The sequence below is a fragment of the Streptomyces sp. NPDC088910 genome (assembly GCF_044749865.1).
Taxonomy (GTDB): Bacteria; Actinomycetota; Actinomycetes; order Streptomycetales; family Streptomycetaceae; genus Actinacidiphila.
Genome location: NZ_JBIVIV010000011.1, coordinates 27,903 through 49,552 on the forward strand (window position 1 = coordinate 27,903; position 21,650 = coordinate 49,552).

Sequence of the window (21,650 nt, forward strand, 5' to 3'; positions counted from 1 at the left end):
CATAAGAGGGACCGGCGACGTTAGCGCTCCACGTTTCGTTCTGTCGTTCTCTTTATTTCTCGCGGACCACCACAAAATCCGCGAGACCAACGAGCTTACGTTGAATTTGTTCCGGCATGTCCATTTTGTCCAGCGCGGCGATGGCGGTCGCGTACTGCCTCCTGGCCTCCTGGGAGGTCCACTCACGTCCACCGGCCTCTTCGATCAACGCCGCGCGCATAGCGAACTCTTCCTCGCTGAAGGCACCGGTTTCAGGATTCTTCGCGTCCGCCGCGAGCAGTTCACCCAGGCGCTCCGACGCGGACCCTCCCGCGGCGAGCGCGGCGACCACGGGAAGCGACTTCTTGCGCTGCCGCAGGTCGCTCCAGGTCTGCTTGCCGGTGGCCGCGGGGTCGCCCCAGATGCCCAGCAGGTCGTCCACCGCCTGGAAGGCGAGCCCCAGGTGGTAGCCGTACTCCTCCAGCGCGTCGGCGTCGGACTCCGAGGCCCCGCCGAGCACCGCGCCGATGGAGGACGCGCAGGCCAGCAGCGCGCCGGTCTTGTTGCCCTCCATCTCCAGGCACTCCTGGACGGTGACCCGCTCGCGGTGCTCGAAGGAGATGTCCTGCGCCTGACCGTCGATCAGTTTGCGGGTGGCGGTGGTCAGCCGGCGGGTGGCCCGGCCGGCGTCGACCGTGCCCTGTTCCAGCAGCAGCTCGTTGGCGAGCGCGAAGAGCGCGTCGCCGACCAGGATCGCCTGGGCGGGACCGTGCACCTTCCACACCGTGTCGCGGTGCCGCCGCTGCTCGTCGCCGTCCATCAGGTCGTCGTGCAGCAGCGAGAAGTTGTGCACCAGCTCCACGGCGACGGCGCCGGGTACGCCCGTCTCGGCCGAGGCGCCCGCGGCCTCCGCGGACAGCAGGGCCAGCGCCGGGCGTACGGCCTTGCCGCCGTCGCCGTCCGCGGGGCGGCCCGCCTCGTCGATCCAGCCGAAGTGGTAGGCGGCGACGGTGTCCATCGGGGGTGCGAGGCGGGCCACGGCCGCGCGCAGTACGGGTGTGGTCAGGATGCGGCCGTTTTCCAGCAGTTCGATGACGCCGGTGGCGGTCACGTTCTCTCCTCTGGTTGCACCAATAGCACTCATGCCGCCTCCAGGACGCCGTTGTCGAATGGCATCCCGAGCGCGGACAACGCTTCTCGGGAGGCGTGCAGGCCGCTGCGCACCGCGCTCTCCATGGTCGCGGGCCAGCCGGTGGCGGTCCACGACCCGGCCAGGTAGAGGCCGGGGGCGCGGGTCACCGGACCGGGCCGCAAGCTCCCGACACCCGGAGTGGGCGCGAAGGTCGCGGTGCGTTCCCGGGTGACGAAGAAGTCGCGGACGCCCGCGCCGCGGGCCGCGGGCAGCAGCCGTTCCAGCTCGGGCAGGTAGCGGGCGCGCAACTCGGCCACGGGGAGGTCGATCTCGTCCTCCACCGCCGACTGGGACACGGCCACGTACTGACCGCCGCCGGTGAGCCCGGAACTGACGGTGCGGTCGAAGACCCACTGGACGGGGCTGCCGAGTGCCGCGAAGAACGGCTGTCGGAGCACCTGTCTGTTGTAGATCACATGCATATTGAGGATCGGAGCGGTACCGATGCGCAAGAGCTTTTCCGGATCTTCGAGCGATCCGGCGGGCAGCAGGCCGTGCGCCTCGCGCTGCGGGACCGCCAACACCACGATGTCCGCGTCGAGTTGCTCGCCGCGTCCCGGTCCGGTCTCGATCGAGACGTGCCAGCCGCCGTCCGCCGCCTCTTTGATGCCGGTGGTACGGGAGCGCAGCATGGTGCGTACGCCCGCGGTGTCCAGCGCGGCGCGGGCCCGGCCGTCGTGCAGGTCGCCCAGCGGCGCCGAGGCCCAGCCGATGTCGGCGGCCCCCGGATCGGAGAGCAGTCCGGTCTTGAAGACCTTCGCGGCCAGGCCCAACGAGGCGTCGGCCGACCGCGCGTTGAGCGTGGCCACACCGACCAGGTCCCACAGCGCCTCGATGGTGCGCGCCGACTGCCCGCGCGCACTGAGCCAGCTCGCGAAGTCCGTACGGTCCAGGGCCGGGTCGTCCAGGTCGAGGCGGCCCAGCGCGAGCGCGGCGCGGCCCACCGAGGCCCGCTCACGCGGACTCAGATGCGGGTAGCGGAGCAGGCTCGCGGCCAGGTGCAGGGGCACCGGCAGCGCGGTCCTGGACAGCCGCCCCAGCCGGAGCGTGTCGGCCTCCAACACCGGTACGTCCAGCCGGTCCTGAAGGGTCACCAGGTCGCGGGCCGCGATCCGGTCGATGAACCACTGGTAGGCGTCGCAGCAGCGCAGAAAGACGTGCTGGCCGTTGTCGACGGTCAACTCGCCGCGCTTGAAGGAGAAGGCGAGGCCGCCGAGCCGGGGTCTGGCCTCGGCGAGGGTGACGCGCACCCCGGCGTCGGCCAGCGCGAGCGCGGCCGTCGTACCGGCGAGTCCGCCGCCGACCACGACGGCGGTGCGCATGCCGCCGCCGTCGGTGGTGATCCGCTCATGCGCGGTCATGCGTCCTCCCCCCTTCGGCCCCGCCGTGTCCAGCACGGCGAACCGTTGCTGGCAGTGACGCCGTACGTGTCCCGGTGGTTGCCTCGTCGTGCGCGTACCGTGCCCCGTGCCGTGCGCGCGGACCCGCGCCGTCGCGGGACGGTCTCACGCGTCACCTCGTGGGGAGCGGGCGGTACGGCGGGCGTCGAGCCCCGCGAGGCCGCGGACGGCGACGTACGCCTTCTGCCGTCCGGGCAGTGACACCCGGCCGCGCAGGACGGCCTCGGGGTCGGCGGCGATCCGGTCGAGCAGCCTGCGGTAGATCCCGGCCATGGCCGAGACGCAGGCGCCGCTGCGCCGGTCGAGCATCGGGAGCAGCCGGTATCCGGTGGCGAACAGGGCGCGGGCGCGCCGTACTTCGAATTCCACCAGACCGGGGAAGTCGGAGCCGGGCGGCGCGGTATCGCTGTGGAAACCGGCCGCGCAGCCGAACTTGGCGAGATCCTCGGCGGGCAGGTACGTCCGTCCGTTCGCGGCGTCCTCGCGGACGTCCCGGAGGATGTTGGTGAGTTGTAGGGCGAGGCCGAGCGTGTCGGCATATTCTGCGGCACGCGCATGATCGTGCCCATTCGCGGTGCCGAACACGCCAAGCGAGAGCCGTCCGATCGCGCCGGCCACGCAACGGCAGTACACGGCGAGGTCGTCCCAGGTCTCGTACGTCTCGCCGCGGACGTCCATCAGGACGCCGTCGATGAGTTCGTCGAGCCCTTCGAGCGGCAGCGGGAAGCGGCGCGCGGAGTCGGCGAGCGCGACCGCGACCGGGTCGGTGTCGTCCTCCGCGACCTCTCCCGCGCGGACGCGGGTGAGCAGCGCGCGGGTGCCGTCGAGCCGCTCGGCCTTCTCCGGCGGCGGCAGTTCACCGTCGCCGATGTCGTCGACCCGGCGGGAGAACGCGTACAGCGCGGACATCGCCTGCCGTTTGGGGGCGGGCAGCAGGCGGATGCCGTACGCGAAGTTGCGGGCCTCGTGGCCGGTCACAGCCTCGCAGTAGCGGTAGGCCGCGAGCACGGGACCGGACGTGTGGGCGGAACCGTTCACGGTCCGGCTCACCCCTCTCTTCGCAATGTCGACCCCACCTCGCGCAGCAGGCTGGGCTTGGTGGCTTTCGGCGATACCGCCAGTACGTCGTACCCCGCCGCTTCGACCGCCTTCAGCGCGGCACGGCCGCCGCCGACGAATCCGGCGAGCAGCAGCCTGAGCCTGCCACGGACGCTGCCCACCAGGGGGGTACCTTCATCCAACAAGTATCCGGCGCGTTCCGCCTCGTGCGCGACCAGGGCGCGCACCTGTGCGCCGGCCGTCGCGGCGGCGAGATCGGCCTCCTCGACCGAGAAACGCTTCATGTCCTCGGCGGGCAGATAGATCCGGTCGCGGCCGAGGTCCTCGGCCACGTCCTGGAGATGCTCCACGATCTGGAGCGCGGTGCAGACCGCGTCCGAGCGCCGGACGCGCTCGGGCGTCGAGGTGCCGGTGATGGACAGCACCAGCCGGCCGACCGGATTGGCGGACAATTCGCAGTACGCCAGCAGGTCGTCGTAGGTCGCGTACCGCCGCACCTGCTGGTCCTGCCGGTTGGCGGCGATCAGACCGAGGAAGGGCTCGGGGCTGAGGTCGTGGCGGCGGACGGTGGGCTGGAGCGCGAGCAGCAGCGGGTGCCGGGGAGTGCCGTCGAACACGCGGTTGAGGTCGGCCTCGAAGGCGTCCAGCATCGCGAGCCGGTCGTCGGCGGAGTCGGCGGACAGTCCGAGTCGCAGCGCGTCCTCCCGGCCGCCCCCCGCCAGGTCGCCGTCGCCGATGTCGTCCACCAGCCGGGCGAATCCGTACACCGCCATCAGGTCCCGGCGCCAGGCACGCGGCAGGAACACCGGTGCCACGGGGAAGTTCTCGCGCGCGGCCTTGTCCAGGACGGCCCGGGACTCGGCGTCCCCGGTCACCATGCTCTTCCCGGCACACAGGCGGCGAGCGTGCCCCGGAGCAGGATGGTCCCGATCATCATGGCCGCCACACCCCCCGTTCTACACCGCCCAGCAGATACTTCCCATTTCGGACACGCCGCACCGGGTGTCGCACCCGGGTGTCGGTCAGCGGTTTCGATCATCTCCAGGCTCCCAGCACCGGTACAGCTTACGACCGGTGATGCTGCGGCGTACGCCGGGGGCGTGACACGTGGTGGGATTGACATACAAGGTCCCCGCCGGATCGTCCGACGGGGACCTCGTACGCCTGCGAGCAGGCAGGGAACGCTACTTGCCGGTGTGCTCCTCGTACGCCTTGAGCACGTCGTCGGTCAGACCGTCCATCAACAGCTCGCCCTTCTCCAGCCACACCACGCGGTCGCACGTGTCGCGGATGGAGTTGTTGTTGTGGCTGACGAGGAAGACCGTGCCCGCTTCCTTGCGCAGTTCCCTGATCCGGGCCTCTGACCGGCGCTGGAACGCGCGGTCGCCGGTGGCCAGCGCCTCGTCGATCATCAGCACGTCGTGGTTCTTGGCCGCCGCGATCGAGAACCGCAGGCGCGCCGCCATGCCGGAGGAGTACGTCCGCATCGGCAGTGAGATGAAGTCGCCCTTCTCGTTGATGCCCGAGAAGTCGACGATCCCCTGGTAGCGGCGGCGTACCTCGTCCTGCGTCATGCCCATGGCCAGACCGCCCAGGATGACGTTGCGCTCACCCGTGAGGTCGTTCATCAGCGCCGCGTTGACGCCCAGCAGCGACGGCTGGCCGTCGGTGTAGATCTTCCCGCGCTCCGGCGGCAGCAGACCCGCGATGGCGCGCAGGATCGTCGACTTGCCGGAGCCGTTGGAACCGATGATGCCGATCGCCTCACCGCGGTACGAGGTGAAGCTGACGCCCTTGACCGCGTGCACCCGGCGGACGTTCGGCGAGCCCTTGCGGGAGATCAGCCGGCCCAGGGCGGCGGTCGCGCTGCCCTTGCCGGTGCCCGCGCCGTGCACCGTGTAGACGATGTGCACGTCGTCCACTATCACGGTGGGAACGCGGCTGTCGGAGGGCTGCTGTGCCCTCTCGACGCTCTGCTGCTCAGCCACGGCCATATTGCTCCTCCGCCTTCCAGAAGTAGACGTAGCCGCCGACGCCCACCAGCACGGCCCAGCCGACCGCGGACGCCCACACGTGCGGCGGCAACTGGGAGGAGGTCACGCTGTCGATGAGCGCGAAGCGCATCAGATCGATGTAGACCGCGGCCGGGTTGATGTCGAGCAGGATGCGTACGAAGTGCGGCGCGTCGCTGGTCAGCTTCTCGATGCTGTACATGACGCCGGACATGTACATCCAGGTGCGCAGGATGAACGGCATGAGCTGCGCCAGGTCCGTCATCTTGCTGCCGAGCCGCGCCACGATCAGCGCCAGGCCGGTGTTGAAGACCCACTGCGTGATCAGCGCGGGGAACATCAGCAGCCAGGAGGCGTTCGGCACCTCACCGGTCATCAGCACGATCGCCAGCAGGACGAACATCGACATGATGAGCTGCTGGAGCTGCATCAGCGTGAAGGCGATCGGCATCGAGGCGCGCGGGAAGTGCAGCGCCCTGATCAGACCGAGGTTGCCGGACACCGCGCGCACGCCGCTGAGTACCGAGGACTGCGTGAAGGTGAAGATGAAGATGCCGGTGACCAGGAAGGCGATGAAGTTGTCGATGCCTTTGCTGGTGCCGATCAGCAGACCGAAGATCAGGTAGTACACCGCCGCGTTGAGCAGGGGCGTCATCACCTGCCAGAGCTGGCCGAGGCGGGCCTGGGTGTACTGCGCCTGGGTGCGCGCCTTGGCGAACTCGTTGATGAAATGTCGACGGCCCCAGAGCTGCCGCGTGTACTCCACCAGGCCAGGCCGGGCGCCACTGACGGACAAGCCGTACTTGGCCGCTACCTGGGCGGGGCTGAGGCCGTCATCGGCCGTGGGTGCCGGGGGGACACCGACGGCGACCGCACCATTGTGCGTTGTCTCGCTCACAGTTGACACTTTCGTCCTCAAGGTGCGCGCCGGGGCAGGGGAATCCCGGGCTGCGCCTGATGCTCTCAGGTCCGAGCTTGTCAGATGATCGGGGGTCGGCCTAGCCGGGTCAACCTCCAGACGGTCCGCCAGCGCATCGGCCGCCGTTGACCGCAGGGGGTTGTCCATCCCTCACGGAATCCGCCGAGCCACGCTCGCAGCGCCGGCCCGGACGGCCGGCGCACCAGCGTCAGCGCGAACCAGACGCCGAGGTACGCCGGGACCAGCGGCCAGGGCAGATTGCGCCGGGCCAGCCACACTCGGTTACGGGCCACCAACCGGTGGTACACCGCGTGCCGGGCGGGTGAGGTCGCCGGATGGAACAGCACCATGTCATGCCGATAGTCGATCAGCCAACCCGCGTCAAGAGCGCGCCAGGCCAGATCTGTCTCCTCGTGCGCGTAGAAGAATTCGGCGGGCAGCGGACCGACCTGCTGGATGACGCGGCTGCGCACGGCGCACGCGCCGCCCAGGAAGGTGGTGACCCGCGAGTCCCGCATCGGGTCGGCGGCGCGCAGCCGGGGGACGTGCCTGCGCTGCGTCTGCCCGGTCTCGGGGTCGGCGATCCGGAAGCTGATGATGCCCAGCTCGGGGTCGGCCTCGAAGGCCCGCCTGACCAGCTCCGCGGTGTCGTCGCCCGGCAGCAACCCGTCGTCGTCCAGGAAGAGGACGACGTCCACTTCCTCGGCGCCGGGGCCGAACATCTCGATGCCGACGTTGCGCCCGCCGGGGATGCCCAGGTTCTCGGGCAGCTCCGCGGTGCGCACCTCGGCGGGCAGCGGCGGCAGCGGTGACCCGTTGCCGACCACGGCGACCGTCACCGGCGGGCCCTGCTGCTTGGCGACCGAGTCCAGCAGGTCGTTCAGCTCCGCGGGGCGGTTGCCCATGGTGATGATGACCGCGCCGACGCGCAGCGGCGTCCCCTGCGTGCTCACTTCAGCCTGCTGGAGGCGAGGACGGAGACCAGGTGCAGCAGGGTCTGGAGCAGCGCGATGCCCGCCAGCACGGCGACGCCGAGCCGGGTGAAGAACAGGTCGCCGCGCGCCTGGTCCACGATCGCGAGCAGCAGGATGAGCAGGGACGCCTCGACGCCCAGCACGAGGCGGTGCCACTTCAGCGCGGCGGCGGCCTTGCGGGCCAGCGCCACTCCGGAGGAGCGCGGCTCGGACGCCGCCTCCTTGACCGGCGGGAGCCCGCCCTGGTGCCGGGCGACCCCGACGAGGTCGGTCTCGGCCTTGATCAGCACCGCGCCGAGCGCGGCGAGGGTGCCGAGGAACGCCCACAGCCAGTCGATCCGGCCGCTGCCCCACAGGTCGGCGGCGCGCAGTCCGAAGCCGACCAGGACGGCGGCGTCGCACAGGTAGGCGCCGACGCGGTCGAGGTAGACGCCGGACAGCGAGAACTGCTGCTTCCAGCGGGCGATCTCCCCGTCCACGCAGTCCAGCAGCAGGTAGAGCTGCACCATCAGCACGCCGAGGACGGCGCCCGCGATCCCGGGCACCAGCAGCGCCGGGGCGGCGAGGACGCCGAAGACGGTCATGAGGTACGTCAACTGGTTGGGCGTGACGCGGGTGGGCGCGAGGTGCCGGTCTATGCGCAGCGACAGCTCACGCATGTAGAGCCGGCCGGCCCAGTGTTCGCCGCTGCGGCGGTCCTTGACCCCCGGGGGGTGAACGACCGGGCGCAGTTCAGCTACTGATGGCTTTGACATAGTCGGCGTATGCGTCCCTGATCTCGGTGGCGGAGAGGTCCAGGTGTTCCAGGATCGTGAAGCGGCCGGGGCGGGTCTGCGGCGCGTAGCGCACCGCTTCGACGAACTCCGGTTCCGTGAAGCCGATCTCCTCGGGGAGAACGGGCAGTCCGTGGCGGCGCAGGGTCTCGGCGATGAGGCCCGACTCCTCGCGCGCGCCGCGCAGATGCATCGCGAAGGCGGCGCCGATGCCGACCTGCTCGCCGTGGGCGGCGGCCCGCTGCGGGTGGAGCAGGTCGAAGGCGTGGCTGATCTCGTGGCACGCACCGGACGACGGGCGGGTGTCACCGCTGATCGACATGGCGATGCCGGTCAGCACCAGGCCCTCGGAGAGCGTGACCAGGAAGTCGTCGTCGCCGATGCCGCCGGGGTGCCGCAGCACGGACTCGCCGGCGCTCCTGGCCATCGCCGCGGCCAGGCCGTCGATCGGCTCGCTGTTCTCGCGGTGGGACAGCTCCCAGTCCGCGAGCGCGGAGAGGTTGGAGATCGCGTCGCCGATGCCGGCCCTGACGTAGCGGGCGGGTGCCTCGCGGATCACGTCGAGGTCGATGACCAGCGCGATCGGCGTCGGGACACCGTAGGAGCCGCGCCCGTTGTCGTTGTCCAGGGTGGCGACCGGTGAGCACAGGCCGTCGTGCGAGAGGTTGGTGGCGACCGCGACCATGGGAAGGCCCACCCGCGCGGCGGCGTATTTGGTGACGTCGATGATCTTGCCGCCGCCGAGGCCGATGACCGCGTCGTAGCGCTTGCCGCGCATGGAGTCGGCGAGCTTCACGGCCGCGTCGATGGTGCCGCCGTGCACCGGGTACCAGTCCGCGCCGGGCAGCTCGGGGGCCAGCCGGTCGCGCAGCTTGAGCCCGGAGCCCTCGCTGACGGCGAAGGCGAGCTTGCCGGAGGTGGAGATCCGCTGATCGGCCAGGAGTACGGCCAGGTCGGCGATCGCGCCGCCCCTGATGTCGACGACGACCGGGGAGGGGATCAGCCTGGTCAGTACTGGCACGCAATCACCCGCCCCTTGGCGAGGTCGTCGTTGTTGTCGATCTCGACCCAGGCGACGTCACCGATCGGGGCGACGTCGATGGTGAAGCCGCGGTTGACCAGCTCCTGGTAGCCGTCCTCGTAGTACAGGTCGGGGTCGCGCTCGAAGGTGGTCTTCAGCGCGTCGGCCAGCTCGGCCGCCGCCTCGCCCTCGATGAGGGTGACGCCGATGTACTCACCGGTGGCCTCGGCCGGGTCCATCAGCTTGGTGATCCGCCGCACTCCCCTGCCGGGCTCGGCGACGACCTTCATCTCCTCGTCGGCGAGGTGCTTGACGGTGTCCAGGGCCAGCACGATCCGCTTGCCGCCGCCGCGCGCGGCCAGCAGGGTCTTCTCCACCGACACCGGGTGCACGGTGTCGCCGTTGGCCAGAATCACCCCGTGCCTGAGGACGTCGCGCGCGCACCACAGGGAGTACGCGTTGTTCCACTCCTCGGCCTTGTCGTTGTCGATCAGGGTGAGGGTGAGGCCGTACTTCTCCTCCAGCGCCGTTTTGCGCGCGTAGACCGCTTCCTTGCGGTAGCCGACGACGACGGCGACCTCGGTCAGGCCGATCTCCGCGAAGTTGGACAGGGTGAGGTCCAGGACGGTCAGGCTGTCCGCAGCCCCTTCGGGACCGACGACCGGCACCAGTGCCTTGGGCAGGGTGTCGGTGTGGGGGCGCAGGCGTCTTCCGGCGCCGGCCGCCAGCACGAGGCCGATCATGCGGGTTCTCCTGTTTCGTCGTGTACAGCGGGAGCCCCTGCGGACACCCAGAAGCGGACGCTCTCGGTGAGGACCAGCAGCGCGAGCGCCGCGGCGAGCACCGTCAGCGCGACCGTGAAGCCTGTGTGGTGTGCGACGGCGGCCAGGAGGGCGACCACCAGGGTGCGGCCCTCGTGTCCGCCGGCCGCCCGTACCAGGGCCCGCGGCGGCGCCCCGGTGCCGCCGCGGATGCGGTACACCGTGTCGTAGTGATGGTAGGCGACCGCGGCCACCAGACCGAAAGCGGCGGGCAACGCCCCGTTTACCCCGGAGACGGCCGCGAGGGCCAGCACCGTGCCGTACTCACCGGCCCTGAAGATCGGCGGGACCAGCCAGTCCAGGGCCCCCTTGAGCGGCCGGGAGACGGCGAAGGACGAGGTCAGGACGTAGACCACGGCCACCAGCGGCGGCCACCAGCTGCCCCGGGAGGAGAGCGCGGCGGTGGCGGTGACCGCGGCGGCGCCGAGCAGGGCGACCGCGGGCGCCGCGAAGGACGGCATACGACCGGCGAGCGGGCGCAGGATCCGGGCCCCGGCCTCGGCGAGCGGCCCGCTGTCGGCGAGGTCGGCGAGCGCCCGGGCGGCCCGGTCGGTGCGCTGGGCCTTGCGGGTGAGTGAGCGCAGGACGCGGCCCGCGGTGGTGTAGCAGGCGGCGAGGCCGCAGCCGACCAGCAGGACGACGAAGGTGACGCGCGGGGTGGTGACCGCGGTGAGCACGGCTATCAGCGCCCAGCGCTCGCCGATCGGCAGCACGATCATCCGCCGTACCCACACCGTCCAGCCGACGCTGTCGAGCCTGCCGGACAGCGCGGCGGTGGGGCTGGTGTTGGCGGTGGCGTCGTGGTTGGCCTCGTTGAAGGCGAAGTCGACGACATGGCGGCAGGTCTGGAGGACCATCGCGCCGAGCGCGAGCGCCCATACGTCGTGGCCGCCGCGGGCGGCGCCGAGCGCGAGGCCCGCGTAGTAGGCGTACTCCTTGGCCCGGTCGAAGGTGGCGTCGAGCCAGGCGCCGAGCGTGGAGTACTGGAGGGAGTAGCGGGCGAGCTGGCCGTCGGTGCAGTCCAGGACGAACGAGGCGAGCAGCAGGACGCCCGCCGCGACGTATCCGGTCCGGGTGCCGGTGGCCGCGCAGCCCGCGGCGATCAGCGCGACCAGCAGCGACGCGGTGGTGACCTGGTTCGGGGTGAGGCCGCGGCGGGCGCACCAGCGGGCCAGGTAGCGCGAGTACGGGCTGATGCAGTGGGTGGTGAAGAAGCCATCGCGGGACTTCACCGCGCTGCGCAGCCGTACCGCCTCCTCGTCCACGGCGGCGACGGCCTCGGCCGCCGCGGCGCGCTCGGCGGCGTCGGCGGGGACGGCCGCGACGAGGACGCCCAGCTCGGGGCGGTGCGGGGCGGCGCCCTGCGCGTCGAGGGCGGCGGCCAGCGCGTCGGGGACGACGGCGGCCAAGGTGGCCGCGCGGGCGGCGGGGGCGGTGTCGCCGTCGGCGGCGGACAGCAGGGTGCCGCCGGGGGCCGATACCGACGAGGCCGGTACGGAGGGAGCGGTCTGCGACGGGACGGTGGCGCCGCCCTGCGCGGTCAGCCCGGTGACGGCGGCGGTGAGCGCCTGGCGGCCTGCGGCCTTCGCGGACACGGCGCCAGGAATCGCGGCGGTGTCGAAGCGCGGGTCGGTCAGGGCCAGGCGCAGCGCGTGCCGGTGGCCGACGAAGCGGCGGTCGACGACGGCGACCCGGTCGGCGGCGGGCACCTGGGCGAGCCGCGCGGCGACGGCGACGGGCGTGTCCGCCTCGACCACCTGGAATCCCAGCGCCCGCAGGTCGTCCGCGAGCGGCGACGCTGATCCCGCGGCGGGCGGGCCGGTGAGAATGGCGGTCGACAGAGGAACTCACTCCCTGGATGCGTGCGAAGGGCTTGCCTGTAAGGGCCGCGGTCGGCGAGTCCGGGCCAGGCACGACGGCAGAGGCTATCGGATCCACGTCCGCCACCGTTCACCGCCCGTTCGCCTGAACTTGGCGTGCCCGGCGTGATCATCATCGTTGATCACGGGCGCCCGGACAAACGACGGATGCGCTCACCCGTACGAGTGAGGTGGGCGGTGTTCCCCGCACCCCTTCTGCGCGCCTCATCACCGCAGGTCACCGCACATGACAACGGTCTCCAGTACCGGCTTGCCCACGGTGGGTAACCGGTGTTGACTGACCGCCGCACACCGGATGGCACGGCGGTCCGACGAGAGGGGGACGCGGCCATGGGGTCAGGCCACGCGCACGGCCACGGCGAAGGTCGCACGCGCAGCGGCGGCCAGGAGCGCGGCGGCGAGCGGAAGGACGGAGACGATCGGAAGGACGGCGACGGCGGCCGGAAGAAGGGCCACGGTCACGACCACAGCCACGGTCTGCGGCCGGGCGCCGACGGCACGGCCGGTTCCGCGTACCGCGGCCGGCTGCGGATCGCGCTCGGCATCACGCTCTTCGTGCTCGCGGTCGAGGTGGTCGGCAGCGCGGTCACCGACTCCCTCGCGCTGCTCGCCGACGCCGGTCACATGGCGACCGACGCGGCCGGTATCGCGATGGCGCTGCTCGCCATCCACATCGCCAACCGCCCCGCCAGCGAGCGCCGCACCTTCGGCTTCGCGCGCGCCGAGATCCTGGCGGCGGTCCTCAACGCGGTGCTGCTCTTCGGCGTCGGCGCGTTCATCTTCTACGAGGGCGTACGGCGGCTGATCAGCCCGCAGCACATCGACGCCGGCGGCACCGTCGTCTTCGGCGCGATCGGTCTGGTCGCGAACTCCGTATCACTCGTTGTGCTGATGCGCGGGCAGCGCGAGAGCCTCAATGTGCGGGGCGCTTTCCTCGAGGTGATGGCGGACGCGCTCGGGTCGCTCGCGGTGATCGTGGCGGCCGTGGTGTTCATGACCACCGGCTGGCGGCAGGCCGACCCGGTGGCGTCACTGCTGATCGGTCTGATGATCGTGCCGCGCACCTGGAAGCTGCTGCGCGAGGCCGTCGACGTCCTGCTGGAGGCCGCGCCCAAGGGCGTTGACATGGGCGATGTCCGCAGCCACATCGAGGGGCTGCCCGGCGTGGAGGGCCTGCACGATCTGCATGTGTGGACGATCACCTCGGGGATGCCGGTGCTGTCGGCGCACGTGGTGGTCAGCCAGGAGGTCCTGGAGGCGGTCGGCTACGAGAAGATGCTGCACGACCTTCAGGGCTGCCTCGGCACGCATTTCGATGTGGAGCACTGCACCTTCCAGTTGGAGCCGGTCGGGCACGCGGAGCACGAGGCGCGGCTCTGCCACTGAGCGGCACGCGAAGTGAGGCAGACTGAGGGCCTGTCGTCGAAAGCGAAGGATGGACATGCCCACCAGTCCTGCCACCGGCCGACCCGGCTCCCCCACCGCCGTACCGTCGCCCAATGGTGTTGCCGCGCAGACCCTGGCAGATGCCGAGCAGACCCCGGCGGGTCAAGCCGTGGCGGAACCGATCCTGCTCGAACTCGTCGACGAGGACGGCCGAACCATCGGCACCGCGGAGAAGCTGTCCGCGCACCAGGCGCCCGGACGCCTGCACCGCGCCTTCTCGGTGTTCCTCTTCGACGGCGAGGGCCGGCTGCTGTTGCAGCGCCGCGCGCTGGGCAAGTACCACTCCCCCGGTGTCTGGTCCAACACCTGTTGCGGGCACCCGTACCCCGGTGAGCAGCCGTTCGTGGCCGCGGCCCGGCGCACCGCCGAGGAATTGGGCGCGGCGCCGGTGCTGATGCGCGAGGCGGGCACGGTCCGCTACAACCACCCGGACCCGGCCTCCGGTCTGGTGGAGCAGGAGTACAACCACCTGTTCGTCGGGCTGATCGGCGACGCGCTGCGGCCGGACCCCGAGGAGATCGACGACACGGCGTTCGTGGGCCCGCAGGAGCTGGCGCGGCTGCGCGCGGACGGACCCTTCTCGGCGTGGTTCCAGACGGTGCTCGACGCGGCGCTGCCGACCGTGCGCGAGGTCACCGGCGGTACGGCGGGCTGGTAGCCCCCGTCCGGCGGGGCCCCGTCCGGCACCGGGCAGGACGGGCAGGGCAGCACGGGACGGGCACGCTGGTCAGGACGGGCAGGCAGGACGGGCAGGCAGGTCAGCGCAGGACGGGCCGGGGGGTTTCAGAGGGCGGTGGTCCGCAGCGGGAGCGCCGCCCAGATCACCTTGCCGCCGGTCTCGGTCTGCGCGATGTCGCACTGGCCGCCCGCCTCCGCGGTGATCGTCTTCACCAGCAGCAGCCCGCGCCCGCCGGTCTGCCCGTGGTCGGCCTCCAGCGCCCTGGGGCGGTACGGGTGGTTGTCCTCGACGGCGATCCTGATCCAGTCGGCGCCGACCGCGACCTCGACGGTGATCTCGGGCGACAGCACGGCCGCGTGCTTCACCGCGTTGGTGACCAGCTCCGAGACGATGACCAGCAGTCCGTACAGCAGGTCCTCGTCGATCGGCACCCCCTGGTCGGCGACGAGGGCGCGCACCCCGCGCCGCACCTGGGGCACGGACGAGTCGAGAGCCGGGGCGGTGAACCGCCACACCCCCTCGTACGGTCTCGGAGCCGGAGCCTGATCGGGCGGGACGCTCCCGCGCACCTCCATGACCGCACCCACCGTCGCTTTCGCGTGACGTGTCCCCGCGGCCCCTGCCGACAACCCCGGCAGCTTCCGCCTCACAGGTCGAGTGTCCGTAACGGCGGGAGCCGAACAGGCAGGAAACCGTAAGTCCGCACCTTTCTGTAATTTTTGACCGGAAACGATCGCCGACTTCGTTTTTTCGATCGATTCGCGGCAGTCTTCGGACGCTTCCCGAACTCTTCGACCGAGATCATCTGCACGTGCACCGGCGTACCGGTGCGTCCTGGCACGGCGTACCGGTGCCTCCCGGCGCGGGCGCCGTGCGCCCCCGGCCGGCCGCGCGCCGGTCGATAGGATCTGTCGGCACCGGCCAGCGCATGTCGCCCCCGTGAAGGAGCACGCATGTCCACCTCCGGCCCTGGGCTGCTCGTCAGCGCCGCGGACGGCACCGCGACCGTGACGATCAGCAATCCGGCCCGGCGCAACGCGATGACGACGGCCATGTGGCAGTCGCTGCCGGGACTCCTCCACGACCTCGCGGTCGATCCCGCCGTCCGCGTGCTGGTCCTCACCGGCGCGGGCGACACCTTCTGCGCGGGCGCCGACATCACCGACCTCGCCGACCCCGTCTCGTCGAGCGGCGCGCAGTCCGCCGCCATGGCCGCGGAGGAGGCGCTGGCCGCCTTCCCCAAGCCGACGATCGCGGCCGTACGCGGCTACTGCGTGGGCGGCGGCTGCCAGCTCGCCGTCGCCTGCGACCTGCGCTTCGCCGCGCGGGGCGCCCGCTTCGGGATCACGCCCGCGCGCCTGGGCATCGTCTACGGCGCCGCCTCCACCCGGCGCCTGGTGCGGCTCGCGGGGCCCGGTACCGCCAAACACCTGCTGTTCTCGGCCGAGTTGATCGACGACGAGCGGGCGCTGCGCACCGGCCTGGTGGACGAGGTGCTGCCGGAGGACGAGCTGGACAAGCGGGTCACGGACTTCGCCGGGGTGCTGCGGTCGCGCTCGCAGCTCACGCAGGCCGCCGCGAAGGAGTTCACCGCGACGGCGGACGCGTCGGACGACGCGGCCCGCGCCGCCCACTGGGCCCGGCAGGCCGCCCTCAGCGGCGACACCGCCGAGGGCGTCGCCGCCTTCCTCGAACGCCGCGAGCCGCGCTTCACCTGGACCCCGGCAGCGGACTGAAGCAATTGCGCGGCCGACCGAGCGGAGGAACGAAGTCGATGGCACGGCTCACGACGGCCGAGGTCCGCCGCTGGCGCGCCCGCTCCCAGGGCCTGACCGAGGACGGAAGCGACGCCGCGGGCGGCAGCGCGGGCGAAAGCGATGGCAGCGGCAGCGGCAGCGGCAGCGGCAGCGGCAGCGGCAGCGGCAGCGGCAGCGGCAGCGGCAGCGATCGTACGGTGGCGGACGCCGTCCGGCTCTCGGCCGGTCTCCAGGCGCAGGACGCGAAGGCGTGCCGGCTCCAGGTCAGGGCGCGGACCGGCGGCACCCACGGCGCGCCGACCGCGGCCGACGTGGACAGGGCGTGCGGCGCGGACCGCCGCGCCGTCGTCCGCACCTGGCTGATGCGCGGCACCCTGCACGCGGTGGCGGCCGAGGACGTCCGCTGGCTGACCGCGCTGCTCGGCCCGCGCGCGGCCGACGCGTACCGCGGGCGCCGCGCCCGGCTGGGCCTCGACGAGGAGCTGTGCGAGCGGGCGCTGCCCGCCCTGGAGCGGGTGCTGGCCGACCGGCCGCCCGTACCGCGCGCCGAACTGGTCGATTTGCTCGCGGCGGAGGGGGTGGCCGTGGACCCGGGCGGCCAGGCCCCGGCGCACCTCGTACTCTTCGCGGCGGCCAGGGGCGTGCTGTGCCGCGGCCCCGAGGCGGCGGGCGACGTGTCCACCTATGTCCTGCGTGAGCGGTGGCTGAAAGACGTCCCCGACGACGGCCCGACCGGCGACGACGCGCTGGCCGAACTGGCCGTCCGGCACGCCACCGCCTACGGCCCCGCGTCGGTCGCCGACTTCGCGCGCTGGTCCGGGCTGCCCCTGGGCCAGGCCAGGCGCGGCCACCGGGCGGCGACGGACCGGCTCGCGCAGGTCGCGGGCCCGGACGGCGAGCCGTTGTGGGCCGCGGCCGGCACGGCGCCGCCTCCGGCGCGGCCCGCGGACCGGCCGCAGGTACGGCTGACCGGCCACTTCGACCCGTATCTGCTCGGCTACCAGGACCGCGACGCCCTGCTCGACCCGGCCTTCGCGACCCGTATCGCCACGGGCGGCGGCATGCTCATGCCCTGCGTGCTGCGCGACGGCGCGGTGGTCGCCACCTGGCGCCACACCTGGCAGGGCCGCCGTCTCACGCTCCGCGTCGAGCCGCTGACCGGCCCCCTCCCCGCCCCGGTCGCCGCCGGCATCACGGCCGAGGTCGCCGACATCGGCCGCTTCCTGGGCACGGAGGCCGCGTGGGAGTGGGCGCGGGGGCTGTAGGCGTCCCCATGACCGGCCCGGCTGAACGCCCAGCGCATACGAGTCGCACCGGCACGCGGTCCGCGCCGGAGTGGGCGCAGGGGTCGCGGGCGTCCCCTCACGGCCCGGCTGAAGGCTTCAGCGCATGCGGGTCGCGCCCACCGCCACGCGGTCGGCGGCGCCCGGCGGCATGGCCGGGTGGCGGCCGAGGAGGATCACGCCGATGGTGATGGCGGCGAGACCGGCGGCCTCCCAGGCGAGGGCGCCGGGGGTGACGCGCAGGCGGTCGCCGAGGAAACCTATGCCGCAGGCGATTCCGGCCAGCGGCTGGGCGGCGGTCAGCGCGGGCAGCGACATCCGCAGCGAGGCGGTCTCGAAGGCGCTCTGGACGAGCAGCATGCCGGTGAGGCCGATGACGGCGATGGCGTACGGCTGCCAGTGCACGGCGAGGGCGGCCACACCCTCGTCACCGGCCAGTTGGCTACAGATCCGGGTGAGGGCGTCCTGGAGTCCGTAGAGCAGGCCCGCGGCCAGCGCGAGGAGCGTGGCCTCGGAGGACGGCGGCAGCCGCTTGGCCGCGCCGGTGAGCAGCAGCGCGAGCCCGGCGACGATGCCGAAGACCAGCCAGTGCCGCAGCGCCCCCGCCTCGGCCGCGCTGCCCTCCGGCTGGCCCGCGACGATGAAGGCGGTCACGCCGAGGGCGAGCAGGACGACGCCGCCCCAGCCGCTGAGGCCGAGGGACTGGCGTGGGGTGAGCCAGCGGGCGAGCGCCATGGCGAAGAGCAGATTGGTGGCGGTGAGCGGTTCGACCAGGGAGACCTCGCCGTAGACGAGGGCGACGGCTCCGAGCACCTGGCCGCAGACCATGAGGCCGACACCGAGCAGCCAGTCCGGCATCCGCACCAGGTGCAGCAGCAGCCGGAAGGACAGGAAGTCCGCGAGCGAGGCACGCGCGGCCGCACGCTGCTGCAACACGAAACCGAGGCCGAGGCAGCACGCGGCACTGACTCCCAGCAGGAACACGGCCACGCGGTCACTGTATAGGCACTGACCGCGCGATCGAGGGGTTCCGTGGGCTTCGCCACAGGTCCGCGTCGCCTTCGGGACAGCGACGCGGACAGCTCACCGACAGCTCACCGACAGCGGTCCCACGGGAGCCGGCCGGCCCGGCGGACAGCCGAGCGCCGCCCGGCCGACAGCCGGGCGACAGGGCGCCCCGCAGCCGCCGTACGGGTCACGGCCGCGCGTTCGGAACCGTTTCCGCGCTCTCCCACACGGTGAGGAACGCCAGCCGCAGGCACGCGGCGAGCGCCGGGTGCTCGATGTAGAGCGCGGTCGTCGCGCCGGTCCCGGCCACCGGGTCCGGCATGTCGCAGAGCACCAGCGACGCGTCGGCGACCACCAGCTTCAGCGGCAGCGCGGAGGTGAAACGGTGCTCCTCGCCCGCCGCGCCGAAGCGCCGTACGTTCTCCAGCACCTCCGTGTCGTCGAGCGAGTCGTGGGTGTAGATCGCCCGCACCGAGCCGCCCGAGCGGCGCAGCCGACGTACCACCTTGATGCCGGGGGTGTTCGCAGCCGGGGCGACGAAGGGCGGTTTGCAGAAGCTCAGCAGTTCGGTCTTGGCCTGGCCCTGGATGTCGGTGAACGCCTCGGCTATCGACTTGGGGTCGCGCAGGATCTCGACATAGTCGATCGGCACGGTCTGCGTGCGGCCGTCGGCCCAGACCGGGACGAGGGCGGCGGTCAGCGCGGAGGAGACGCGGTCGAGGCGTTCGAGGGTCTCGCGCTGAAGGGCCATGAGGCGGGCGACGGCCAGTTCCGGCGCGACGGCCGAGAAGGTGGCGACCCGGCCGGGGTGCGCGGTCGCCAGCCGCCGCCGTACCAGCGTGTCGAGCACGTCGTACACCCGCTGCCGGGGTACGTCCGCCGCCCGCGCGACCTCCGCCGCCGTGTACGACTCGCGTCGCACGAGGGCGAGATAGACCCGCGCCTCGTACCGCGCGAGACCCAGCGCGACAAGGTCGTTGACCGGTTCTTCCTCCGTCTCCATGGCGCCACAAGGTATACGGCGGAGATCGACTTGCGGAAGCGAGCCGGGGTCGGATCCAGGCCGATCCGAGGGCAACTCTTTGCCATAGGCCGGTAGTTACTTGGGCCCTCGGTCACTACGTTCAGCATCGGTCACCACTCACGGTGGTGGCAGTCGGCAGTAGATGACATCCGGATCACCAGTGAACGTGCGCCACACGAAGTCCCAGGCGTCGCCGTCGCATGATCGGTTGTCATGACCTTGACATGAAGGTCAGCGGCGGACGCCCTCGGGAGCCGATCCCCCCATGGAGGGCAGTTCATTGAAGTCGTCACACCCCGGCCGGGCCAGACGGGCCGTCCGCCGCACGGCGGTCGCCGTACTGTCGGCGGCGGCTCTCGTCACCGGCGGTCTGCTGGCCACCGCGGCGCCGTCCGTCGCCAGCACCCCGGCGTCGGGCGCGGCAGCCACCTCCGCGTCGTCGAGCACGGCCGCGTCGTCGCACACCTCCGCGTCGTCGAGCACGTCCGCGAGCACGTCGTCCGGCGCGTCCGCGTCCGCGTCGTCGGCCGCTCCCACCCAGCGCCTGTGCGCCGTCCCCGCCAAGAAGGGCCAGATGGCCTGCATGGCGCTGACCCGTACCGACGTCGTCCACCACCTCGGCATCACCCCGAACGCCACCCCCTCCGGCTACGGCCCCACCGACCTCCAGAGCGCGTACGCGCTGCCGTCGTCCGCGGGCGCCGGAGCCACCGTCGCGATCGTGGACGCGCAGGACGACCCCAACGCCGCGGCCGACCTGAGCACGTACCGCGCGCAGTACGGGCTGCCGGCCTGCACCACGGCCAACGGCTGCTTCAAGAAGATCAACCAGAACGGCTCGACCACGTCGCTGCCGAGCGCCGACTCCGGCTGGGCCGGTGAGATCTCACTCGACCTGGACATGGTCAGCGCGGTCTGCCCCCAGTGCCACATCCTGCTGGTCGAGGCCACCTCGGCGAGCATGGACGACCTGGGCACCGCGGTGAACCAGGCGGTCACGCAGGGCGCGAAGTACGTCTCCAACAGCTACGGCGGCAGCGAGGACTCCTCCGACACCACCGCCGACTCGCAGTACTTCAACCACCCGGGCGTCGCCATCACCGTCAGCTCAGGCGACGAGGGCTACGGCGCGGAGTACCCGGCCGCGTCCAAGTACGTCACCGCCGTCGGCGGCACCGCGCTCAGCCGCGCCAGCGGCACCACCCGCGGCTGGACCGAGTCCGTCTGGAACACCTCGAGCACCGAGGGCACCGGCTCCGGCTGCTCGGCCTACGACGCCAAGCCCACCTGGCAGACCGACACCGGCTGCGCCAAGCGCACCATCGCCGACGTCTCCGCCGTCGCCGACCCGGCCACCGGCCTGGCCGTCTACGACAGCTACCAGGCATCCGGCTGGCAGGTCTACGGCGGCACCAGCGCCTCGTCGCCGATCATCGCCTCCGTCTACGCCCTGGCCGGCACCCCCGCGGCCGGGACCACCCCCGCCTCCTACCCGTACTCCCACACCGGCTCGCTGAACGACGTCACCAGCGGCTCCAACGGCTCGTGCGGCGGCTCCTACCTGTGCACCGCGAAGGCCGGATACGACGGGCCGACCGGGCTGGGCACGCCGAACGGCACGGCCGCCTTCACCAACGGCGGTTCGACCGGCGGCAACACGGTGACGGTCACCAACCCGGGCGCCAAGTCCACCGCGGTCAACACCGCGGCCTCGCTCCAGATCAGCGCCAGCGACTCGGCCTCGGGCCAGACCCTCACCTACAGCGCCTCCGGCCTGCCGACCGGTCTGTCGATCAACTCCTCCACCGGTCTGATCAGCGGCACCCCGACGGCGGCGGGCACGTACAACGTCACCGTCACCGCCACGGACACCACCAGCGCCTCCGGCAGCGCGTCCTTCACCTGGACGGTCACCGGGTCGGGCGGCGGCGGCTGCACCACCGCGCAGCTCCTGACCAACCCCGGCTTCGAGAGCGGCAACACCGGCTGGACGACGTCCTCCGGCGTCATCGACAACAGCACCGGCGCCCCCGCCCACAGCGGCTCGTACAAGGCGTGGCTGAACGGCTACGGGACCACCCACACCGACACGCTCTCCCAGTCGGTCACGATCCCCGCCTCCTGCACCAGCGCCACCTTCACCTTCTACCTCTACGTCAGCAGCCAGGAGACCAGCACCACCACGGCGTACGACAAGCTCACCGTCGCCGCGGGCAGCACCACGCTGGCCTCGTACTCCAACCTCAACAAGGGCACCGGCTACGTGCAGCGGTCGGTCAACCTGTCGTCCTACGCGGGACAGACGGTCACTCTGAAGTTCACCGGCACCGAGGACTCCAGCCTCGCGACGTCGTTCCTGATCGACGACGCGGCGGTCAACGTCGGCTAGCCCGTCGTCCGCCGGGGTCCTCCGGATCGGCGAC

General features: G+C 72.0%; 20 protein-coding genes. 5 read left to right on the forward strand and 15 right to left on the reverse strand.

Annotation, left to right across the window (positions count from 1 at the left end; translation table 11 throughout):
- Positions 1-52: 52 nt before the first annotated feature.
- From ACIP4Z_RS24165 to ACIP4Z_RS24215, 11 genes are all read right to left on the reverse strand, one after another.
- On the reverse strand, positions 53-1,123 hold the full coding sequence (locus tag ACIP4Z_RS24165; RefSeq protein WP_188282688.1) for a polyprenyl synthetase family protein: 1,071 nt from the start codon (positions 1,121-1,123) through the stop codon (positions 53-55).
- A complete protein-coding gene (hpnE, locus tag ACIP4Z_RS24170) occupies positions 1,120-2,532 on the reverse strand; it encodes a hydroxysqualene dehydroxylase HpnE (RefSeq protein WP_391051414.1) in 1,413 nt (470 codons plus the stop codon). Before hpnE ends, ACIP4Z_RS24165 begins: the two co-directional genes overlap by 4 nt.
- A 144-nt stretch (positions 2,533-2,676) precedes the next feature.
- Entirely contained in the window at positions 2,677-3,621 is a 945-nt protein-coding gene (gene hpnD, locus ACIP4Z_RS24175) for a presqualene diphosphate synthase HpnD (RefSeq protein ID WP_401311350.1), read from the reverse strand.
- Positions 3,618-4,508: a squalene synthase HpnC gene (hpnC, locus tag ACIP4Z_RS24180; protein WP_391119327.1), complete on the reverse strand. Its 891-nt coding sequence runs from the start codon at positions 4,506-4,508 to the stop codon at positions 3,618-3,620. The genes hpnD and hpnC overlap by 4 nt, the downstream gene beginning before the upstream one ends.
- A gap of 306 nt (positions 4,509-4,814) precedes the next feature.
- Complete coding sequence (locus ACIP4Z_RS24185) at positions 4,815-5,624, reverse strand: ABC transporter ATP-binding protein (protein WP_355339454.1); 810 nt, start codon at positions 5,622-5,624, stop codon at positions 4,815-4,817.
- Complete coding sequence (locus ACIP4Z_RS24190; protein WP_355339451.1) at positions 5,611-6,540, reverse strand: ABC transporter permease; 930 nt, start codon at positions 6,538-6,540, stop codon at positions 5,611-5,613. The genes ACIP4Z_RS24185 and ACIP4Z_RS24190 overlap by 14 nt, the downstream gene beginning before the upstream one ends.
- A gap of 80 nt (positions 6,541-6,620) precedes the next feature.
- Positions 6,621-7,466: a glycosyltransferase gene (locus ACIP4Z_RS24195; protein ID WP_355339541.1), complete on the reverse strand. Its 846-nt coding sequence runs from the start codon at positions 7,464-7,466 to the stop codon at positions 6,621-6,623.
- A gap of 44 nt (positions 7,467-7,510) precedes the next feature.
- Entirely contained in the window at positions 7,511-8,290 is a 780-nt protein-coding gene (locus ACIP4Z_RS24200) for a CDP-alcohol phosphatidyltransferase family protein (protein ID WP_188282694.1), read from the reverse strand.
- The gene (locus ACIP4Z_RS24205; protein WP_355339448.1) at positions 8,268-9,329 is read right to left on the reverse strand and encodes an iron-containing alcohol dehydrogenase family protein; all 1,062 of its coding nucleotides are present in this window, start codon (positions 9,327-9,329) and stop codon (positions 8,268-8,270) included. Before ACIP4Z_RS24205 ends, ACIP4Z_RS24200 begins: the two co-directional genes overlap by 23 nt.
- The gene (locus ACIP4Z_RS24210) at positions 9,317-10,072 is read right to left on the reverse strand and encodes a phosphocholine cytidylyltransferase family protein (RefSeq protein WP_355339445.1); all 756 of its coding nucleotides are present in this window, start codon (positions 10,070-10,072) and stop codon (positions 9,317-9,319) included. Before ACIP4Z_RS24210 ends, ACIP4Z_RS24205 begins: the two co-directional genes overlap by 13 nt.
- Complete coding sequence (locus ACIP4Z_RS24215) at positions 10,069-11,991, reverse strand: DUF5941 domain-containing protein (protein ID WP_401311779.1); 1,923 nt, start codon at positions 11,989-11,991, stop codon at positions 10,069-10,071. The genes ACIP4Z_RS24210 and ACIP4Z_RS24215 overlap by 4 nt, the downstream gene beginning before the upstream one ends.
- Positions 11,992-12,360: 369 nt before the next feature.
- On the opposite strand from ACIP4Z_RS24215, the gene ACIP4Z_RS24220 reads away from it, so the two are divergent.
- Positions 12,361-13,416: a cation diffusion facilitator family transporter gene (locus ACIP4Z_RS24220; protein WP_401311357.1), complete on the forward strand. Its 1,056-nt coding sequence runs from the start codon at positions 12,361-12,363 to the stop codon at positions 13,414-13,416.
- A gap of 55 nt (positions 13,417-13,471) precedes the next feature.
- Positions 13,472-14,134 (forward strand): isopentenyl-diphosphate Delta-isomerase, encoded by a 663-nt coding sequence (idi, locus tag ACIP4Z_RS24225; RefSeq protein WP_355339441.1) that lies wholly within the window; start codon positions 13,472-13,474, stop codon positions 14,132-14,134.
- Positions 14,135-14,259: 125 nt separating this feature from the next.
- On the opposite strand, the gene ACIP4Z_RS24230 is transcribed toward idi, so the two are convergent.
- Positions 14,260-14,730 (reverse strand): ATP-binding protein, encoded by a 471-nt coding sequence (locus tag ACIP4Z_RS24230; RefSeq protein WP_355339439.1) that lies wholly within the window; start codon positions 14,728-14,730, stop codon positions 14,260-14,262.
- 378 nt (positions 14,731-15,108) lie between these two features.
- Between ACIP4Z_RS24230 and ACIP4Z_RS24235 the strand changes: the two genes are divergently transcribed.
- Together ACIP4Z_RS24235 and ACIP4Z_RS24240 are read left to right on the forward strand one after the other, a co-directional pair.
- Entirely contained in the window at positions 15,109-15,891 is a 783-nt protein-coding gene (locus tag ACIP4Z_RS24235; protein ID WP_401311361.1) for an enoyl-CoA hydratase/isomerase family protein, read from the forward strand.
- Between the two features lie 38 nt (positions 15,892-15,929).
- Positions 15,930-17,177, forward strand: coding sequence for a winged helix DNA-binding domain-containing protein (locus tag ACIP4Z_RS24240; RefSeq protein ID WP_401311364.1), 1,248 nt, complete (start codon positions 15,930-15,932; stop codon positions 17,175-17,177).
- A gap of 117 nt (positions 17,178-17,294) precedes the next feature.
- On the opposite strand, the gene ACIP4Z_RS24245 is transcribed toward ACIP4Z_RS24240, so the two are convergent.
- The 3 genes from ACIP4Z_RS24245 to ACIP4Z_RS24255 all read right to left on the reverse strand — a co-directional run bounded on the left by ACIP4Z_RS24245 (position 17,295) and on the right by ACIP4Z_RS24255 (position 19,812).
- Complete coding sequence (locus tag ACIP4Z_RS24245; RefSeq protein WP_355339433.1) at positions 17,295-18,185, reverse strand: DMT family transporter; 891 nt, start codon at positions 18,183-18,185, stop codon at positions 17,295-17,297.
- A gap of 205 nt (positions 18,186-18,390) precedes the next feature.
- Positions 18,391-19,206 carry a helix-turn-helix domain-containing protein gene (locus tag ACIP4Z_RS24250; RefSeq protein ID WP_355339430.1) on the reverse strand — a complete coding sequence of 272 codons (816 nt, stop codon included), beginning with the start codon at positions 19,204-19,206 and terminating at the stop codon, positions 18,391-18,393.
- 252 nt (positions 19,207-19,458) lie between these two features.
- Positions 19,459-19,812 carry a hypothetical protein gene (locus ACIP4Z_RS24255; RefSeq protein WP_355339428.1) on the reverse strand — a complete coding sequence of 118 codons (354 nt, stop codon included), beginning with the start codon at positions 19,810-19,812 and terminating at the stop codon, positions 19,459-19,461.
- Between ACIP4Z_RS24255 and ACIP4Z_RS24260 the strand changes: the two genes are divergently transcribed.
- Complete coding sequence (locus tag ACIP4Z_RS24260) at positions 19,802-21,616, forward strand: putative Ig domain-containing protein (protein ID WP_401311368.1); 1,815 nt, start codon at positions 19,802-19,804, stop codon at positions 21,614-21,616. The two genes, ACIP4Z_RS24255 and ACIP4Z_RS24260, sit on opposite strands and share 11 nt — an antisense overlap.
- The last annotated feature ends 34 nt before the right edge of the window (positions 21,617-21,650 follow it).

Coding starts and splice junctions, on each gene's coding strand:
- ACIP4Z_RS24195 (WP_355339541.1), bottom strand. CDS start 7,466: ATGGGCAACCGCCCCGCGGAGCTGAACGACCTGCTGGACTCGGTCGCC.
- ACIP4Z_RS24200 (WP_188282694.1), bottom strand. CDS start 8,290: ATGTCAAAGCCATCAGTAGCTGAACTGCGCCCGGTCGTTCACCCCCCG.
- ACIP4Z_RS24260 (WP_401311368.1), top strand. CDS start 19,802: ATGGCCTGCATGGCGCTGACCCGTACCGACGTCGTCCACCACCTCGGC.
- hpnC (WP_391119327.1), bottom strand. CDS start 4,508: ATGGTGACCGGGGACGCCGAGTCCCGGGCCGTCCTGGACAAGGCCGCG.
- ACIP4Z_RS24235 (WP_401311361.1), top strand. CDS start 15,109: ATGTCCACCTCCGGCCCTGGGCTGCTCGTCAGCGCCGCGGACGGCACC.
- ACIP4Z_RS24240 (WP_401311364.1), top strand. CDS start 15,930: ATGGCACGGCTCACGACGGCCGAGGTCCGCCGCTGGCGCGCCCGCTCC.
- idi (WP_355339441.1), top strand. CDS start 13,472: ATGCCCACCAGTCCTGCCACCGGCCGACCCGGCTCCCCCACCGCCGTA.
- ACIP4Z_RS24210 (WP_355339445.1), bottom strand. CDS start 10,072: ATGATCGGCCTCGTGCTGGCGGCCGGCGCCGGAAGACGCCTGCGCCCC.
- ACIP4Z_RS24165 (WP_188282688.1), bottom strand. CDS start 1,123: ATGAGTGCTATTGGTGCAACCAGAGGAGAGAACGTGACCGCCACCGGC.
- ACIP4Z_RS24185 (WP_355339454.1), bottom strand. CDS start 5,624: ATGGCCGTGGCTGAGCAGCAGAGCGTCGAGAGGGCACAGCAGCCCTCC.
- ACIP4Z_RS24255 (WP_355339428.1), bottom strand. CDS start 19,812: ATGCAGGCCATCTGGCCCTTCTTGGCGGGGACGGCGCACAGGCGCTGG.
- ACIP4Z_RS24230 (WP_355339439.1), bottom strand. CDS start 14,730: ATGGAGGTGCGCGGGAGCGTCCCGCCCGATCAGGCTCCGGCTCCGAGA.
- ACIP4Z_RS24250 (WP_355339430.1), bottom strand. CDS start 19,206: ATGGAGACGGAGGAAGAACCGGTCAACGACCTTGTCGCGCTGGGTCTC.
- hpnE (WP_391051414.1), bottom strand. CDS start 2,532: ATGACCGCGCATGAGCGGATCACCACCGACGGCGGCGGCATGCGCACC.
- ACIP4Z_RS24220 (WP_401311357.1), top strand. CDS start 12,361: ATGGGGTCAGGCCACGCGCACGGCCACGGCGAAGGTCGCACGCGCAGC.